We start from the raw sequence: 16,988 nt of genomic DNA on the forward strand, positions 1-16,988 counted from the left end.
TATGCCCGTCGCGTAGGTTCTGTCTCAGGCCACCTGCGCCCTGTGTGAGCCGGAGGGCCGTATGCCCACCCTGCGACGGGCTGACGCACCGGCCCACGGCCCCGACCCACCACGCACCTAAGGGGCGCGGGGCTGCGACATTAGCGGCTCCGCCGCGGGGCGCGACCAGCCACAACGCACCCGCACCGGACAACGAACCCAACCGCCCAACCGCCGGAGGCAACCCGCACCCGATAATGCGGGCATGGACGAGGGATCGGCACAACATCGTTGGGAGCGGCGTACTCAGCGACCGTTGATGGGGATGGCGGTGGTGTTCGCCGTCGCCTATGCGGTGCCGATCGTCTGGCCCGATGCCAGTCGGGGCGTGACCGGCGCGTGTGAGGTGGTCGAGTGGATGGTGTGGGGAGCCTTCTCCCTCGACTACCTCGTACGGCTCGTACTGGCCGAGCGGCGGGGCGAGTTCGTGCGTACGCACTGGCTCGACCTGTGCGCCGTACTGCTGCCGCTGATTCAGCCGCTACGGCTGCTCAGGGTCGTGGCCACGGTGCTGCTCGTCGGGCAGCGGGCCAGGATGGCCACGCAGATCCGGCTCACGACGTACGTCGCGGGCGCCGTGGTGGCGCTGATGATGTTCGGCTCGCTCGCCGTGCTGTCCGTCGAACGGGAGTCGCCGGACGGCAACATCAAGTCGATGGGTGACGCGGTGTGGTGGTCGTTCACCACGATGACGACCGTCGGCTACGGCGACCATGCGCCGACGACCGGTCTCGGCCGCGTGATCGCGGTCGGGCTGATGCTCTCCGGGATCGCCCTGCTCGGTGTCGTCACCGCCAATATCGCGGCCTGGTTCATCGCCCGCTTCGAGTCGGACGACGTGGAGGAGCGACGGCAGACGGCCGCGATCGAGGCTCTCACGGAGGAGGTACGGGCGCTGCGCGCCCAGGTCGCCGCGCTGTCCGAACCCTCGGCAAAGGTCCCCGAGAAGGGCCGTACATAGGGCCCGTGTACAGGTGACGGCCCCGCGCCCCTGACGGAGCGCGGGGCTCCCTCACGTCCCGCGGACCGCGGATCAGAACATTCCGGCCGCGGGAGTTCCTGCCCCGGCGAGCCAGACGATCGCCAGGACCGTGTCGATCGTGCCCAGCACCACGGCGATCAGTGCCGGTACCGGGCGGGCGCCGCTCCAGCTGCGTCCCATGGCGAGCCAGCCGCAGGCGATCGCCACCGGGCCGAGAATGATGCCCAGTGTGAAGAAGCCGGCGACCGCGCAGATGGCTCCGATGATTCCGAGCGTCGCGCGATCCGGCCCACTCCGTGACCTCGTCCGGCTACGTGAGCGGGGGTGCTTGCGCGTGGTGTGTCCGAAGCCCGCCATCATCAACTCCCTGGACTTTGCTGCTGGTTCGGGCTCGATGCGGCGAGTACCCCGGTTCGTAATCCCTAGACACGTTCTCTGGGAACACGGTTGAATCCGCGGCGCGCCATCCCCCTCCGGCGGCGCGCCGCGGCCTGGCCCGACTGCCGTGGCGTACGGATCAGTTGAACCACTCTGGCCGCCGATAAGGACCGTACGAAAGTCGTACGGACACCTGTCACCCTGATAGGCGAACGCCCCGCCGGGTGTACCCGACGGAGCGTCAGACACGGCGGCAGCTGCCTAGATGTGCCCCGCCCCCGGACCGGCGGCGTCCGCGTTGGCGCCGCGCTTGGTGAGGAAGGCGACGAGGACCGCGACGGCGGCGACCCCGGCGGCGACCAGGCTGGCCAAGCTCATACCGGAGATGAACGTGTCGTGGGCGACGTCCGTGATCTTCTCCGCGATCGGGGCCGGGGTGTCCGGCGGCACCGGCGCGGCGCCGACCTGGACCGCTTCGGAGGCCTGGTTGAGCTGGGCCTCGTTGAGCGGCGGAAGCTTGGCGTCCGCCCAGTTGCCCGCGAGGTCGTTGTCGACCTTGGAGGCCATCACGGCGCCGAGAACCGCCGTACCGAGGCTGCCGCCGATCTGCATGGCCGCCTGCTGGAGACCGCCGGCGACACCGGAGAGCTCCATCGGCGCGTTGCCCACGATGACCTCGGTGGCGCCGACCATGACGGGCGCGAGTCCGAGGCCGAGAAGGGCGAACCAGATCGACATGACGCCGCTGCCGGTGCCCTTCTCCAGCGTCGACATGCCGTACATGGCGATGGCCGTGCACGCCATGCCGCCCGCGAGCGGGATGCGTGGCCCCACCTTGGTGATCATGGCACCCGCGAGAGGCGAGCCGACGATCATCATGCCGGTGAGCGGCAGCAGGTGCAGGCCCGCGTCGATGGGGCTCATGCCGTGCACGTTCTGCAAGTAGAAGGTGACGAAGAAGAGGCCGCCCATGAAGGCGATGGCCATGAGCACCATCAGGACCACACCGGCCGAGAGCGGTACGGAACGGAACAGGGCCAGCGGGATGAGCGGTTCCCTGACCTTCGTCTCCCAGAGCGCGAACAGGGCGAAGCCGAGCACGGAGACGCCCAGGAACGTCCAGGTCATACCGTCGCCCCAGCCCCACTCGGGGGCCTTGATGAGCGCCCAGACCAGGCAGAACATGGCGCCGGACAACAGCCCGATGCCGAGCAGGTCGAAGGAGCGCGGCGCGTTCTTGGCGCGGTGGTCGGTGAGGATCACCACGCCGAGGACGACGGCCAGGATGCCGACGGGGACGTTGATGAAGAAGACGGACTGCCAGTTGACGTTCTCAACCAGCACGCCGCCGAGGATCGGACCGCCCGCGGTGGAGGCGCCGATCACCATGCCCCAGATACCGATGGCCATGTTCAGCTTCTCGGCGGGGAAGGTGGCCCTCAGCAGTCCGAGCGCGGCCGGCATCAGCAGCGCGCCGAACAGGCCCTGGAAGACGCGGAACGTCACGACCATGGCGATGGAGCTGGACAGCCCGATGACGCCCGAGGCCGCCGCGAAGCCCACGACGCCTATGAGGAAGGTCTGCCGGTGTCCGAACCGGTCGCCGAGCTTGCCGGCCGTGATCAGCGTGACGGCGAGCGCGAGGAAGTACGCGTTGGTGATCCACTGGACGTCGGCGAAGGTGGCGCCCAGGTCCGTGGCGATGGCTGGGTTGGCGATGGCCACGATGGTGCCGTCAAGGGCGACCATCATGACGCCCACGGCCACGGTGATGAGGGTCAACCAGGGGTGGCCGCGAAGCCCCCGGTCCGTTTTCCGGTCCGACGGGACGACTGGCGTCTTGTCCCCCGAGCCCGTCGTGTCGACAGTGGTCTGACTAGTCATGCCTTCGAGGCTAATGACAGCCACTGACACTTGACAAACCAATTCACAAGTCGGTAACTGTCACGTCACTCACGGATAGGGTGAGCTGGACAAAAAGGCTTGGGAGCGAACAAGGCTTGATGCGATCAGTTCGGACAGTCCGGAAGGGAGGCCCCATGGACACGCTGCCCCGGCCCGGGCTGCGCGAGCGCAAGAAGCAGCGGACCAGGGACGCGCTGGTGCGGGCCGCTCTGGAGCTGTTCACGAGCAAGGGGTACGAGCGGACGACGGTCGACGAGATCGCCGACGCCGTCGATGTGTCACAGCGCACGTTCTTCCGTTACTTCGCGGGCAAGGAGGAGGCAGCCTTCGCGGTCCTGGAAATGGCGGAGGCGCACTTCCTCGACCTGGTGCGCGAACGCCCGCCGCACGAGAGCCCGTTGGAGGCGTTGCGCCGGGCCGTCCTGGAGAACTGGGACACCCTGAACGAGACCATCGAGAGCGTCATCCCGGTCGAACTGCACATGCGCGCTTTCCAGCTGATCGAATCGACGCCCACCCTGCTCGCCGTCCATCTGCGCCGCACCGCGGAGTTGGAGGAGAAGCTCGCGCGGCTGATCGCCGAGCGTGAGGGCCTGGACGTGGACGCCGATCCGCGTCCGCGGGTGGCGGTGGCCGTGTTCACCGGGGTGATGCGAGTGACCGGGCAGCGGTGGAGCGCGGGCGACGACCTCAGTGTCGAGGCGATTCGCGCACTGACCACCGCTTATCTCGACCAGGTGGGGCCCGCGTTGGCCAAGAACTGGAACATACAAGGCAAAACGGATGATGACGCGGCGTGACGCTTCAACTTCCCTACGCAGCGTGACGCTTTAACTCCCACTGATTCCGGATTGCCCCAATTACCCAGTGAGAAACGTGATCCCCCTCACTCGGTTAACGCGAGACACTCTTGTTCTCTTAGTGTGTCCTCCCAGTGACTTCCTTCGACTCCCCTCCGCAACTCAACGTCTGGCGCGCTCTCCTCGCTCTGGCCGTCGTCTTCGTCATGCTGGCGACCACCGGCTGGACCGTCGTACGCAACCACAGAGCTGCCGCGACGCCGCTCGAGGCCTCCCTCTCCGCCTGGGAACGCGGCAGCATCGGCGGACGCGCGCTGCCGGACCCGGGCGCCGCTCCGGCCCGCCTCGCCCGCTTCTTCGCCTCGCTCGACGTCCACCAGCGCCACCGGCTCGCCGCCCGCTATCCGCTCGCGGTCGGCAATATGAACGGCGCGCCGGTGAGACTTCGCTACCGCGCCAACCACATCGCGCTCGACGAGGCACGCGAGACCGAGCGACAACGCATGCACGACGAACGGCTCTCGCCCGCGGGCCAGCACGAGGCGGGCCGCCGTATGCATCGTTACGAGGACCTGCTGCACAAGGACCGTCAGATCCTCGCCTTCGACCCGCTGGGCGCGGGCCGGATCGCCGAGGTCTTCGGAGACCTGGGCAAAGCGCAGCGGGTCTCGGTCGTCGTTCCGGGCGTCGACACGGACGTACTGAACTTCCAGCGCACCGACCGCGAGTTCTCCGCGCCCGTCGGCATGGCGAGGTCCCTGTATCTGGAGGAGCGCGCGGCGAGCCCGAGTACGCGTACGGCCGTGATCGCCTGGGCCGACTACACGGCTCCCAGCGGGCTCGGCATGGACGCGGCCACCGGCGTACGCGCCGAGGAGGGCGCGGTCCGGCTCAACACGCTCGTACGGACGCTGCCGGGCCGCTCGCCCATCGCGCTGTACTGCCACAGCTACGGCTCCGTGGTCTGCGGCGTCGCCGCGGACACGCTGCCGTCCCGGGTCTCCGACATAGCGGTCGCAGGCAGCCCCGGGATGCGAGTCGCGAACGCCTCGCAGCTGCACACCTCCGCACGGGTGTGGGCAACGCGGGACTCCGACGACTGGATCCAGGACGTGCCCTATATGGAGGTCGGCTGGCTCGGTCACGGCGCCGATCCGGTGTCCTCGGGATTCGGGGCGCGGGTGCTGTCCGCCTGGGGAGCGAAGGGCCACGCCGGCTATTTCGAGCCGGGTACGGAGAGCCTGCGCAACTTCGCCGAGATCGGCGTTGGCGCGTACCGGGCGGTGAGCTGCGCACACGAGGATGACGTGTGCCAGAAGGCTTTGTCCGACATGGCTGAAGCCGGACGCGCGTAGAGGACGAAGAAACTACGGTTCGCACGGGGAGGGGACGAGGAAGCGCATGACGCATACGATGGCCCGCATGGGTGACGTACTGGCCGGATTTCATGCCGCCTGGGAGTTCGAGTCCGACTCCGTGCTCATCCGCTTCGAACGGGGGATCCGTACGCCGAAGCTCTTCCAGGCGCTCGGCGAGCGCCGTATCCCCATCGAGGCGATCGCAGCGGTGACGCTGACCCCGGGCAGGCGCGGGACCGTCGTTCTGCGCGCCGAACCGAGACCGGGCGCGGATCCACTGATGGAGGCGGCGGCGGGACAGCTCAAGGAAGCATGCGATCCCTACCGTCTGGTGCTCCCCGGCGATCGCGAGACACTCGCCGAGTACTACGCCGACGAACTGCGGGCCCGGCTCGTGCCCGACGACGCGGCCGTGGCGGAGCGCTATCTGGTGAACGCGCCCGAGACGCCGCTGCAGTTCAAGGCGTACGACGGGAAGGCCTCCTTCGACGGCAAGTCGGTGTCCTTCCGCTGGTTCTGGACGGGTGCCTCGTCCGCCAAGTGGAAGGCCGGCGACCAGAGTTTCGCGGTCTCGGAGCTGAGCGGCGTCGAATGGCGCTCGCCCGAGGTCTTCGAGGGCCATCTGCGGCTGCTGCACCGCGAAACGTCCGTCGCCCAGCCCGCGCAGGCCGACCAGGACCCGGCGGCGGTCGTCTTCGGCCTCGGTTACGGGCCCGTGCACGAGTCGCTGCCCTTCGCGGCCTCGGTCCTCGCGGCGGTACGCGCGGCCGGGCCCCCGGCGAAGAGTGACGGCGCCCCGTCCGCCCGGCACCGCGATCCCGCGGACATCGCCGACCGGATCCGGCACCTTGGTGAGCTGCACCAGGCGGGGCTGGTGACGGACGAGGAGTTCACGTCGAAGAAGGCGGAGTTGCTCGCGGAGCTGTGACGGGACGTGTGGTGACTCGTCGTCATACCGCTCGTACCTGGGTATGAGGTGCGGCCCGGCTCTCAGGTAGGACGCGGCGGTGGGATCTTCGCGCCTACGCTGATCGGGCCATGAGCAATGCAGCGACTCCTCCCGGTCAGGAGCCCCGCGCACCGGCCGAGGAGCGGTCCGGGCACGGGGTGCGGCACCGTGCGCTCGCCGCGCTGCGTGAGGCCACGACGGCCTTCGTCCCGCCGAGCGGTGCGGCCGAGCCCCTCCTCGCGCATGCGCCCAAGCGCTGGATGCGACGGCTGCCGTATGTGATCGTGCTGGGCTTCGCCGCCGTCCTGGTCCCGGTCACGGCCCAGGTCCTGGGGAGCGACTACGGGGTGGACGACGGTCTCTCCGGGGCGCTCGGCTTCGCCCAGGCCGCGCCTCTGCTGCTGGCCGTGAGCCGACCGCTGGCCGCGTGGTGGATCGTCTTCGTGGCAGACGTCATCGGGGCGTTCGTGCTGCTGAACCACGACGACGGCCGGCCCTCTCCCTTCACCGCCATGGTCATCGTGGGCTATGTGGTGCTGTGCCTGGCGCTCTCCCTGCACGAGCCGCGCCGCACCGTGATCGGCGTCTGGGGGGCCACCGTGGCCGCGAGCCTCGTGCTGGGCGCGCTCCGGGTATCTGACAGCCAGGACACCAGCGTGCTGATGATCGTCCTCAGCGGTGCCGCACTGCTGCTCGGCACCCTGCTGCGCGAGCGGGGCGAGACCCGGCGGCGGCTCGTCGAGCAGGAGACGATCAGCGAGGCCGAGCGCGCACGGCGCACGCTGCTGGAGGAACGGGCGCGTATCGCAAGGGAGTTGCACGACGTGGTGGCCCACCACATGACGGTGATCTCGGTCCAGGCGGACTCCGCGCCGTACCGGCTCTCCGGTGTCTCCGACGACGTACGGGCGGAGTTCGAGTCGATAGCCGTCGGTGCCCGTGACTCGCTGGGTGAGATGCGGCGGCTCCTCGAGGTGCTGCGCAGTGAGGACGCGCGGGACGAGCGGGCCCCGCAGCCTGGCCTGGACAAACTGCGCCAGCTCGTCGAGGCGACCAGACGCGGCGGTGTGCCGGTCGAACTGTCGCTTCCGAAGCCGGTTCTCGAGAAGGACGAGGAGGAGTGGTCGAAGGTGTCACCGGCCGTGGACCTGTCCGCGTATCGCATCGTGCAGGAGGCCCTGTCGAACGTGGTGCGGCATTCCCCCGGCGCCCCCACCCAGGTGTCGCTGTCCACCGACGGCCGGCATCTGACGGTGCTGGTCGTCAACGGGCCCGCGGCGAAGACGGTTTCCGGGCTGGAGTCGAGCGGCACCGGGCACGGCCTGGTCGGCATGGGCGAGCGCGTCCGGCTGGTCGGCGGCACGCTGGATGTCGGGCCGCTCCCCGACGGGGGGTTCCGCGTCGCGGCCCGGCTGCCGGTGGCTGAGTCTCCGTCTTCCGCGGAGAAGCCCGTGGAACCCCTGGAATCCGTAGAGCCCGCGAAGGAGCCCGGCACTTCATGACCATCCGCGTGATCATCGTCGACGACCAGGCCATGGTCCGCGCCGGTTTCGCGGCCCTGCTGGCGGCGCAGAGCGATATCGACGTGGTGGGCGAGGCGGCGGACGGCAGAAAGGGGGTCGAACTGGCCCGTGGCACGCGCCCCGACGTCGTCCTCATGGACGTACGGATGCCGGAGATGGACGGTCTGGCCGCGGCGCGCGTGCTGCTGGACCCGCGGGAGGAGCACGAGGATCGCGAGGACACCTTGAGCCGGCCGAAGGTGCTGATGCTCACCACCTTCGACGCGGACGACTACGTCTACGAGGCGCTGCGCGCCGGAGCCTCCGGGTTCCTGCTCAAGGACGCGCCGCCCGCCGACCTGATCGCGGCGGTGCGTGTGGTGGCCGCCGGGGACGCGTTGCTCGCCCCGAAGGTGACGCGCCGTCTGATCGCGGACTTCGCGCAGCAGCGACCCGCGCCGCGCAGAAAACCGGCCGTCCAACTGGAGGGCCTGACGCCGCGTGAGACGGAGGTGCTGGAGTTGGTGGCCCGCGGGCTGTCCAACCAGGAGATAGCGGACCACCTGGTGCTGGCCGAGCAGACGGTGAAGACCCACATAGGCCGCGTACTGGCGAAGCTGGACCTGCGCGATCGCGCGCAGGTCGTGATCTTCGCCTATGAGTCGGGGCTGGTCACGCCCGGCGACCGGTAGGGCAGGCCGGGCGTGACCAGCGGTGCCGGACTCGTCCCGCGAAGTGGTGGAGCGCCTCGGAGTGTGTGACTCCGCAGGTCACTCCGGCAGAGCGCCGCTTCCGCCGCTGCGAGCGGCGCGGACGTGGCCGAGGAGCTCCTGAGGGCGTTCACCGAAGAGTCGGTCACCGGATCGCAACGGTCCGGATTCCTACGCCACTTCGAGGAACGCGACCGCGATACTCACTCGCGGCCCGCCGACGTGAACGTCATGTCGGCGTACCGGGTTCCGGCCACCTTGGAGGCGATCGGCTCCAGCAGAGCCATGTCATCCTCGCTGAGGACGATGCGGGTGGCCGCCACGTTCTCCTCGATGCGGCTGCGCTTGCGGGTGCCAGGGATCGGTACGACCGGCAGCCCGTGCATCGCCGCCTGCTGCTGCACCCACGCCAGCGCGATCTGCCCGAGCGAGGCGCTGTGGGAGTCGGCGACCGCCCGTATCGGCTCGAGGAGGGCCACATTGGCGGCCGCGTTCTCGCCCGTGAAGCGGGGCTGCATACGGCGGAAGTCGTCGGCGGTCAGGTCCTTCTCGGCGTTGGCGAAGGAGCCCGTGAGGAAGCCGCGGCCGAGCGGCGAGTACGGCACCAGGGCCACGCCCAGCTCACGGGCGGCCGGTACGACGCCGGCCTCGATGTCGCGGCTGAACAACGACCACTCCGACTGCACGGCCGCGATCGGATGCACGGCCTGCGCCGCGCGCAGCTCGCCGCCCGTGACCTCACTGAGCCCAAGGTGCTTGACCTTGCCCTCGCGCACCAGCTCGGCCATGACCCCGACGGTCTCCTCGATGGGGACGCTCGGGTCGCGGCGGTGCATGTAATAGAGGTCGATCACGTCGACGTCCAGGCGCGTCAGGCTCGCCTCGACGGCCTGGCGGATGTACGGCGCGTCATTGCGGATGATGCGCTTCGTCGGCTCGTCCGGCGGGATCGCCAGGGCGAACTTCGTCGCGATGACGACCTCGTCGCGGTGGGCCTTGAAGAACGGGGACAGGAACTTCTCGTTCTCGCCCTGGCCGTAGGCATCGGCGGTGTCATAGTGCGTCACGCCCAGTTCCAGCGCGCGCTCCAGGGTGGCCCGTGCCTCGTCGGCGTCCGTCGGGCCGTACGCGAAGCTCATCCCCATGCAGCCGAGGCCCTGTACACCGACCTCGGGGCCGCCCGTGCCGAGTTCCACCTTCGCGATCTTGCTGTCCGTCATCAGGACCTCTCCGACGCCAGGGCACGCCCGGCGTCCGCGTAGAAATTGATCTTTCGGTCGAGTACCGCGAGCGTGTCCTGGAGTTCGGCGATCCGGGACAGGACGTCCTGCCGGGTCGCCTTCAGGAGCTCGAAGCGGTCGCCATAGGTGTGGTCGCCCTCGCGCACCAGCTCCGCGTACCGCACCATGTCGGCGACCGGCATGCCGGTCAGCCGGAGCTTGCCGACGAGGTCGAGCCAGTCCAGGTCGCGGTTGCTGTAGCGGCGCTGGCCGGTGTGCGAGCGGTCGATGTGCGGCATCAGCCCGATGCGCTCGTACCAGCGCAGGGTGTGCGCCGTCAGACCGGTGAAGGCGACGACTTCGCTGATCGTGTACTTGTCCTGTCCGTCCGGGCGTCTGTCGACCTGCCGCGGGCCGGCGCAACTGTCGGTCCTGGTAGTACTCGTGGTCTCCATCACCGTCATGGCCCCCACGCTAAAACCTTGGAGTGCGCTCCAAGCAAGCGAATACGGTGAGAAAACCGGAGGACGTGACGTGAGCGCGGTGGTTAGCGTGCGGGACATGAGTCTCGTACGACGTGCCACAGTCGAGGACGCGGAAGAAGTGCTCCGGCTACGTCAGGTGATGATCAACTCGGTCTTCAGCGCGGACAGTTCAACCGAGTGGCACGCCGAGTCCCTGCCCACCGTACGCGCCAGACTCGCCGATGCGGACGGGGACTTCGCGGCCTTCGTCGTCGACCACCCAGACCGGCCGGACGCGCTCGCGGCGCTCGTCGTCGGGACCCTCGAGTACCGGATCGGGCGGGCGGACAATCCGCACGGCCGCGTGGGGTACGTCTTCAGTGTGGCCACCGACCCGGACGCGCGGCGCCGCGGGTACGCGCGCGCGTGCATGGAGAGCCTCCTCGACTGGTTCCGCGAGAAGGGCGCCGCCCAGGTCGATCTGAACGCCTCCGCCGAGGCCGAGCCGCTGTACGCGTCGCTGGGCTTCGTACGCAAGCCCGACCCCTCGATGCGGCTGACGCTGTGAGCCGCATAACCTCGTACGCATGTCACTGCACAGCCTGGCGTTGATCGAGAACTGGCCGGTGCCCTCCGCCGCCGCGGCCGTCGTACGCGCGGACGGCACCGTCCTCGGGTCGTACGGCGCGACCGGGCACCGCTTCCCCCTGGCCTCGGTCACCAAGCCGCTCGCCGCGTACGCCGCGCTGGTCGCGTACGAGGAAGGGGCGATCGAGCTGGACGAACCAGCGGGCCCGCCCGGCTCCACGGTCCGCCATCTCCTCGCCCACACCTCCGGGCTGGCCTTCGACGAGCACCGGGTGATGTCGGCGCCCGGGGAGCGGCGGCTGTACTCCAACGCGGGGTTCGAGGCGCTGGGAGATCATGTCGCGAAGGCGACGGACATCCCGTTCGCGGACTACGCGCGGCAGGCGGTGCTGGAGCCGCTGGGGATGACGTCGACGACGCTCGACGGCTCGCCCGCCAAGGACGGCGTCTCGAGCGTCGACGACCTGGTCCGCTTCGCGGCCGAGGTGCAGGCGCCGCGTCTGCTCGACCCGCGGACGGTCGCCGAGGCGATGACGGTCCAGTACCCCGGCACGAAGGGCGTCCTTCCGGGGTACGGCCACCAGAACCCCAACGACTGGGGCCTGGGCTTCGAGATACGCGACTCCAAGTCCCCCCACTGGACGGGCAGTTCATCCTCTCCACGGACCTGCGGCCACTTCGGCCAGTCGGGCACGTTCCTGTGGGTCGATCCGGACGCGCGCGCGGCCTGTGTCGCGCTGACGGACCGGGCGTTCGGGCCCTGGGCGATCGAGGCGTGGCCGGTGTTCACGGACGCGGTACTGGCCGAGCTGTAGCGCGTTCAGCAGCGAGGGTCTCGCCCTCTCCCTCCGTGTCGATGTGCGGCAGGATCTTGTCCAGCCACCGGGGCGTCCACCAGGCGTGTCGGCCCAGCAGGGTCAGTACCGCGGGCACCATGAGCAGGCGGACCACCGTGGCGTCGATGAGCACGCTGACGGCGAGGCCCAGGCCCAGCATCTTGACCACGATGTTGTCGCTGACGATGAAGGCTGCGAAGACGCTCACCATGATCAGGGCCGCGCAGGTGATCACGCGCGCGGTGATCTCCAGCGCATGGGCGACCGAGGCCTTGGCATCCCCCGTGCGCAGCCAGGCCTCGTGCACGCGGGACAGCAGGAAGATCTCGTAGTCCATGCTCAGTCCGAAGATGATGGCGAACATCATCATCGGCACATAGCTCTCGATGGGCACCTTGCCGTTGACGCCCAGCGCGGGCCCGCCCCAGCCCCACTGGAAGACGGCGACGACGACGCCGTACGAGGCGGCGATCGACAGGACGTTGAGGACGGCCGCCTTGAGGGCCACGAGCAGGCCGCGGAAGACCGCGAGGACGATCAGGAAGGCCAGGGCGACCACCACGCCGATGATCAGCGGCAGCCGGCTCGCGACGATGTCGCGGAAGTCGACCTGCGCGGCCGTCGTCCCGGTGACGTAGCCCTTGGCGTCGGTGCCGGAGACCGCCGCGGGCAGGGTGTCGTCGACGAGCCGGTTCACGAGGTCCGTGGTGTCCGCGTTCTGCGGGGACCCGGCCGAGTAGACGGTGCCGAGCAGGACGTCTCCGTCCTGCGTCGGCGTCAGTGGCGTGACGAAGGAGTTCCCGGACACGCCGTTCAGGGTCTGCTGGGCGTGCGAGGCGAGATCCGAGCGCTGTGAGTCCGGTACGGAGGTCTGGTCGATGACGACGGTGAGGGGCCCGTTGGAGCCCGGGCCGAACGCGTCGGTCATCAGGTCGTAGGCCCGCCGGTCGGTGAAGGACGTGGGGTCGGCGCCGTCGCCGATGTGGCCGAGCTGGATCGAGAACACCGGGATGGCCAGCACCGCGATGGTGGCGAGGCCCGCCGCCAGGAACTGCAGGGGTCTGCGCTCCACGCGCTGGGCGTAGCGGTGCCAGGTGCCCTGGGCCTCGGCGCCGTCGTCGGCACCGGTCTCGGCGACCGGGCGGCGCACCGTGTAGCGGTCGATACGCCGGCCGATCAGCCCCAGCAGGGCAGGGACCAGGGTGAGCGCGCCGAGGACGGCCGAGACGACCGTGACGGCCGCGGCCAGGCCCAGTTTGCCGATGAAGCTCACGCCGGACGTGAACAGGCCCATCAGGGCGACGATCACCGTGGTTCCGGACACCAGCACCGCGCGCCCGCTGGTGGCGTTGGCGTGGCCGGCGGCGCGCACCGGGTCCGCGCCGTCCATGAGGTTCTGCCGGTGACGGGTGATCAGGAAGAGCGCGTAGTCGATCCCGACGCCGAGGCCGATCATCGTGGCGAGGGTGGGTGACACCGTCGCGAACGTGAACGCGATGGCGAGCAACCCGAGGCAGGCGAGTCCGCCGACCACGCCGATCAGCGCGGTGATCAGGGGCAGTCCGGCGGCGATCACACTGCCGAAGCCGATGAGCAGGACGACGATGGCGACCGCGAAGCCGATCAGCTCGCTCACCCGGTCGTCGGCGTCGGGTCGCGCCAGCTCGCCCAGCGATCCGCCGTACTCGACCTCGACGCCGGCGTCCCTGAGCGGCTCGACGGCGTCGTCGACCCCGTCGAGGTAGCCGTCGCCGAGGAGGGACGGCTGCTCGTCGAAGCGGATGGTGACGTAGGCGGTCTTCCCATCTGAGGACACCGGGCCGACCTTCGAGGAGGTGGCCTCCAGCGGGTTCTGCACGGACAGGACGTGCGGCAGTTTCTGCAGGTCGGCGACGGTGGTCGACATCTGCGAGCCGAGCGAGGTGAGGGCCTTGTCGTCGTCGTGCAGGACGATCTGGCTGCTGTAGCCGCCGGCCTGCGGATCGTGCTCCTTCAGGACGTCCAGGCCCTCCTCGGACTGCACGTCGGACAGAGCGAAGTCGTCGGAGTACGTTCCGCCGTGGAGGTGGTTCAGCGCCTGCAGCCCGCCGAGGGCCACCAGCCAGGCGACGATCACGATCACGAAGTGGTGGGCACACCACTCCCCCAGCCGTCGCAGGCCCCCCTTCGGTGGCTTGCCCCGTCCCTCTGTGCTTTCGCGGTTGGCCATGGCCTCGGTTCTCTGCCGAGCGGGTGTCCGACCCCTTCAGTGGACACCTCTTGGATCACTTCGGCATCTCAAGCCCCACGCCTGTCCACCAGCCGCTAGCCGGCCATCTCCCAGATCAGCAGCTCCGCCGCGCTCACGCCCACCGCCTCCAGGTCTTTCGCGGCAGTGAGCCGCGCCGAGTCGCCGGGGCCCAGCTCCGTGCCGTCGAGCAGTACTCCGCCGCGTACCGCATGGACGTAGACGTGCGCCCCGTCCGGCACAGCCGTCCGCTCCCCCACCCCCAGCCGCCGCACATGCAGCATCGCCCCCGCCTCCGGAACCGCGTACGGCGTGGAGTCCGCGATGCCGTGGACGATCTCGTACGCGGGATCGCCGCCCGGCGACAGCGGGGCGAGCCACATCTGGACGAAGACCAGCGGCTCGGCGCCGTCGTTGCGCTCCACGTGCCGTACACCGCCGCCCGAGCTGAGCCGCTGCACATCCCCGGGCCGGACGACCGACTCGTGGCCCGCCGAGTCCCGGTGCGTCAGCTCGCCCGAGACGACCCAGGTCACTATCTCCGTGTGACTGTGCGGGTGCTCGTCGAAACCCGCGCCGGGCGCGAGCCGCTCCTCGTTGCAGGCGATGACCGCGCCGAAACGGAGATTGTCGGGGTCGTAGTGGGGCCCGAAGGAGAAGGCGTGCAGGGACTCGATCCCGGCCGCCGGGTCGCCTCCGCGGTAGCGCTCGCCGGAGCGCCGTACGTCCATCACAGGGCCCACCGTAGACCCGCGGCCACCCTCTTCTGAGACCCGCCGCCGCACACTCCCGTCCGGATAAGGCAGTCTTGTCCCGTGCCCGAACCCGAATCCCACGCCACCAAAGCCGCTGCGCACGCCGCCCACGCGCACGCCGCGACCCTGAAGCGGCTGGAGAAGTCCTCCGGAAGCCTCGCCGCGCAGGCCATCGCGCGCATGGACGAGACGCTGCCGTGGTACCGGGCGATGCCTCCGGAGAACCGGTCGTGGATCGGGCTCGTCGCCCAGGCCGGTATCGCCGCCTTCACCGAGTGGTTCCGGCATCCGGACGCCCCGCAGGCCATCTCCACCGACGTCTTCGGCACCGCACCCCGCGAGCTGACCAGGGCGATCACGCTGCGCCAGACCGTGGAGATGGTGCGTACGACCATCGAGGTCATGGAGTCCGCGATCGACGAGGTCGCGGCCCCCGGCGACGAGTCCCTCCTGCGCGAGGCTCTCCTCGTGTACGCCCGCGAGATCGCCTTCGCCACCGCCCAGGTGTACGCACAGGCCGCCGAGGCACGCGGTGCCTGGGACGCCCGGCTGGAGTCGCTGGTCGTCAACGCCGTCCTGTCCGGCGAGGCCGACGAGGGAGCCGTCAGCCGGGCCGCGGCCCTCGGCTGGAACTCGCCCGAGCATGTGTGCGTGGTGCTGGGCACGGCCCCCGACGGTGACAGCGAGCTGACCGTCGAGGCGATCCGGCGGGCCGCCCGGCACGCCAAGCTCCAGGTCCTCACCGGAGTCCTCGGCGACCGGCTCGTCGTCATCGCCGGTGGCAGTGACGATCCTCTGGGGGTCGCCAAGTCGCTGATCGGGCCGTATGCGGCGGGACCGGTCGTGGCCGGACCCGTCGTGCCCGATCTGCTCGCCGCGACCCGGTCCGCGCAGGCCGCCGCCGCCGGGCTCAAGGCGTGTTTTGCCTGGCAGGACGCCCCGCGGCCGGTACTGGCGGACGATCTGCTGCCGGAGCGCGCGATCGCCGGCGACCCCGCCGCGCGCGAGCAATTGGTGGAGGAGATCTACAGACCGCTGGAGGAAGCCGGGTCCGCTCTTCTGGAGACGCTGAGCGTGTATCTGGAGCAGGCGAGCAGTCTGGAGGGCGCCGCACGGATGCTCTTCGTTCACCCGAACACCGTGCGCTACCGGCTTCGACGTGTGACTGACGTCACCGGTTGGTCACCCTCCGATGTACGATCCGCCTTCACACTCCGGATCGCGCTGATCCTGGGGCGTCTGGCCGATGGAGATCCCCAGCTCTAGGCTTTTGTCGGGGCTCCACAAAACCCCCTGCTGTTCTTCGTCCCTGTCCCCACGGGCGGCGTCGGCCGTCCACAAGAGAGAGTGTGAGAGTGCTCGTACTCGTCGCTCCCGGCCAGGGCGCCCAGACGCCCGGCTTCCTGACCCCCTGGCTCGAACTCCCCGGCGCCGCCGACCGTCTCGGCACGTGGTCGGACGCCATCGGACTCGACCTTGCCCACTACGGCACGCAGGCCGACGCGGACGCGATCCGCGACACGGCGGTGGCGCAGCCGCTCCTCGTCGCGGCCGGACTCCTGTCGGCGTCCGCGCTCGGCGAGGTGGCACCGAGTGCCGTCGCGGGCCACAGCGTCGGCGAGATCACGGCCGCCGCCTTCGCAGGCGTACTGGACGACACGGCCGCCCTGGAACTCGTACGCAAGCGCGGTCTGGCCATGGCCGAGGCCGCCGCGATCACCGAGACCGGTATGTCGGCGCTGCTCGGCGGTGATCCCGAGACGACGATCCCGCATCTGGAGAAGCTCGGCCTGACCCCTGCGAACGTAAACGGCGCAGGCCAGATCGTCGCCGCCGGCACCATGGAGGAGCTGGCCGCTCTGGAGGCCGACAAGCCCGAGGGCGTACGACGCGTCGTGGCCCTCAAGGTCGCGGGCGCCTTCCACACGCACCACATGGCCCCCGCGGTCGCGAGCCTGGAGCAGGCCGCGGCGGAGCTGGCGCCGGCCGACCCGAAGATCACGTACGTCTCGAACAAGGACGGCCAGGCCGTCGCCACCGGCACCGAGGTGCTGTCCCGCCTGGTCGGCCAGGTCGCCAACCCGGTCCGCTGGGACCTGTGCATGGAGACTTTCAAGGAACTGGGCGTGACCGCGCTGGTCGAGGTGTGCCCCGGCGGCACGCTGACCGGTCTCGCCAAGCGCGCGCTGCCCGGTGTGAAGACGCTGGCGCTCAAGACCCCTGACGACCTCGACGCTGCTCGCGAGCTCATCGCCGAGCACGCTGCCTGACAAGG

General features: G+C 69.8%; 16 protein-coding genes. 10 read left to right on the plus strand and 6 right to left on the minus strand.

The annotated features are described in order from the left end of the window. Nucleotides 1–244: 244 nt before the first annotated feature. Nucleotides 245–1,000, plus strand: coding sequence for a potassium channel family protein (locus ACGFNK_RS00005; RefSeq protein WP_393410257.1), 756 nt, complete (start codon nucleotides 245–247; stop codon nucleotides 998–1,000). A gap of 72 nt (nucleotides 1,001–1,072) precedes the next feature. Here ACGFNK_RS00005 and ACGFNK_RS00010 read toward each other — a convergent pair whose 3' ends face one another. Both ACGFNK_RS00010 and ACGFNK_RS00015 read right to left on the minus strand, forming a co-directional pair. Continuing rightward, nucleotides 1,073–1,381 (minus strand): small hydrophobic protein, encoded by a 309-nt coding sequence (locus tag ACGFNK_RS00010; RefSeq protein WP_393410260.1) that lies wholly within the window; start codon nucleotides 1,379–1,381, stop codon nucleotides 1,073–1,075. 279 nt (nucleotides 1,382–1,660) lie between these two features. Continuing rightward, a complete protein-coding gene (locus ACGFNK_RS00015) occupies nucleotides 1,661–3,283 on the minus strand; it encodes an MFS transporter (RefSeq protein ID WP_393410262.1) in 1,623 nt (540 codons plus the stop codon). A 155-nt stretch (nucleotides 3,284–3,438) separates the two neighbouring features. Here ACGFNK_RS00015 and ACGFNK_RS00020 point away from each other — a divergent pair, with 155 nt between their 5' ends. The 5 genes from ACGFNK_RS00020 (at nucleotide 3,439) to ACGFNK_RS00040 (ending at nucleotide 8,605) form a co-directional block, all read left to right on the plus strand. Further along, on the plus strand, nucleotides 3,439–4,104 hold the full coding sequence (locus tag ACGFNK_RS00020) for a TetR family transcriptional regulator (RefSeq protein ID WP_393410264.1): 666 nt from the start codon (nucleotides 3,439–3,441) through the stop codon (nucleotides 4,102–4,104). A 134-nt stretch (nucleotides 4,105–4,238) separates the two neighbouring features. Continuing rightward, the gene (locus ACGFNK_RS00025) at nucleotides 4,239–5,459 is read left to right on the plus strand and encodes an alpha/beta hydrolase (RefSeq protein WP_393410266.1); all 1,221 of its coding nucleotides are present in this window, start codon (nucleotides 4,239–4,241) and stop codon (nucleotides 5,457–5,459) included. A gap of 46 nt (nucleotides 5,460–5,505) precedes the next feature. Beyond that, complete coding sequence (locus tag ACGFNK_RS00030) at nucleotides 5,506–6,390, plus strand: DUF4429 domain-containing protein (RefSeq protein ID WP_393410269.1); 885 nt, start codon at nucleotides 5,506–5,508, stop codon at nucleotides 6,388–6,390. A 110-nt stretch (nucleotides 6,391–6,500) separates the two neighbouring features. After that, nucleotides 6,501–7,913, plus strand: a complete 1,413-nt coding sequence (locus ACGFNK_RS00035; protein ID WP_393410271.1) for a sensor histidine kinase — start codon at nucleotides 6,501–6,503, stop codon at nucleotides 7,911–7,913. Further along, the gene (locus ACGFNK_RS00040) at nucleotides 7,910–8,605 is read left to right on the plus strand and encodes a response regulator (RefSeq protein ID WP_393410274.1); all 696 of its coding nucleotides are present in this window, start codon (nucleotides 7,910–7,912) and stop codon (nucleotides 8,603–8,605) included. Before ACGFNK_RS00035 ends, ACGFNK_RS00040 begins: the two co-directional genes overlap by 4 nt. Nucleotides 8,606–8,826: 221 nt before the next feature. On the opposite strand, the gene ACGFNK_RS00045 is transcribed toward ACGFNK_RS00040, so the two are convergent. Continuing rightward, nucleotides 8,827–9,843, minus strand: coding sequence for an aldo/keto reductase (locus ACGFNK_RS00045; RefSeq protein ID WP_393410277.1), 1,017 nt, complete (start codon nucleotides 9,841–9,843; stop codon nucleotides 8,827–8,829). Next, nucleotides 9,843–10,307 (minus strand): MerR family transcriptional regulator, encoded by a 465-nt coding sequence (locus ACGFNK_RS00050; protein WP_393410280.1) that lies wholly within the window; start codon nucleotides 10,305–10,307, stop codon nucleotides 9,843–9,845. The genes ACGFNK_RS00045 and ACGFNK_RS00050 overlap by 1 nt, the downstream gene beginning before the upstream one ends. Before the next feature lie 97 nt (nucleotides 10,308–10,404). Between ACGFNK_RS00050 and ACGFNK_RS00055 the strand changes: the two genes are divergently transcribed. Continuing rightward, nucleotides 10,405–10,875, plus strand: coding sequence for a GNAT family N-acetyltransferase (locus ACGFNK_RS00055; RefSeq protein ID WP_393410283.1), 471 nt, complete (start codon nucleotides 10,405–10,407; stop codon nucleotides 10,873–10,875). Between the two features lie 19 nt (nucleotides 10,876–10,894). Next, nucleotides 10,895–11,710 carry a serine hydrolase domain-containing protein gene (locus ACGFNK_RS00060; protein ID WP_393410286.1) on the plus strand — a complete coding sequence of 272 codons (816 nt, stop codon included), beginning with the start codon at nucleotides 10,895–10,897 and terminating at the stop codon, nucleotides 11,708–11,710. On the opposite strand, the gene ACGFNK_RS00065 is transcribed toward ACGFNK_RS00060, so the two are convergent. After that, entirely contained in the window at nucleotides 11,682–13,940 is a 2,259-nt protein-coding gene (locus ACGFNK_RS00065) for an MMPL family transporter (protein WP_393410289.1), read from the minus strand. The two genes, ACGFNK_RS00060 and ACGFNK_RS00065, sit on opposite strands and share 29 nt — an antisense overlap. Before the next feature lie 95 nt (nucleotides 13,941–14,035). Beyond that, on the minus strand, nucleotides 14,036–14,689 hold the full coding sequence (locus ACGFNK_RS00070; RefSeq protein WP_393410291.1) for a pirin family protein: 654 nt from the start codon (nucleotides 14,687–14,689) through the stop codon (nucleotides 14,036–14,038). Between the two features lie 84 nt (nucleotides 14,690–14,773). On the opposite strand from ACGFNK_RS00070, the gene fasR reads away from it, so the two are divergent. Next, complete coding sequence (gene fasR / locus ACGFNK_RS00075; protein ID WP_344393142.1) at nucleotides 14,774–15,979, plus strand: fatty acid biosynthesis transcriptional regulator FasR; 1,206 nt, start codon at nucleotides 14,774–14,776, stop codon at nucleotides 15,977–15,979. Between the two features lie 89 nt (nucleotides 15,980–16,068). After that, complete coding sequence (locus ACGFNK_RS00080; protein ID WP_393410294.1) at nucleotides 16,069–16,983, plus strand: ACP S-malonyltransferase; 915 nt, start codon at nucleotides 16,069–16,071, stop codon at nucleotides 16,981–16,983. Nucleotides 16,984–16,988: the final 5 nt, after the last annotated feature.

Origin of the sequence: Streptomyces sp. NPDC048825 (assembly GCF_043198355.1) — a bacterium.
GTDB classification, from domain to species: Bacteria; Actinomycetota; Actinomycetes; order Streptomycetales; family Streptomycetaceae; genus Streptomyces; species Streptomyces xiangluensis.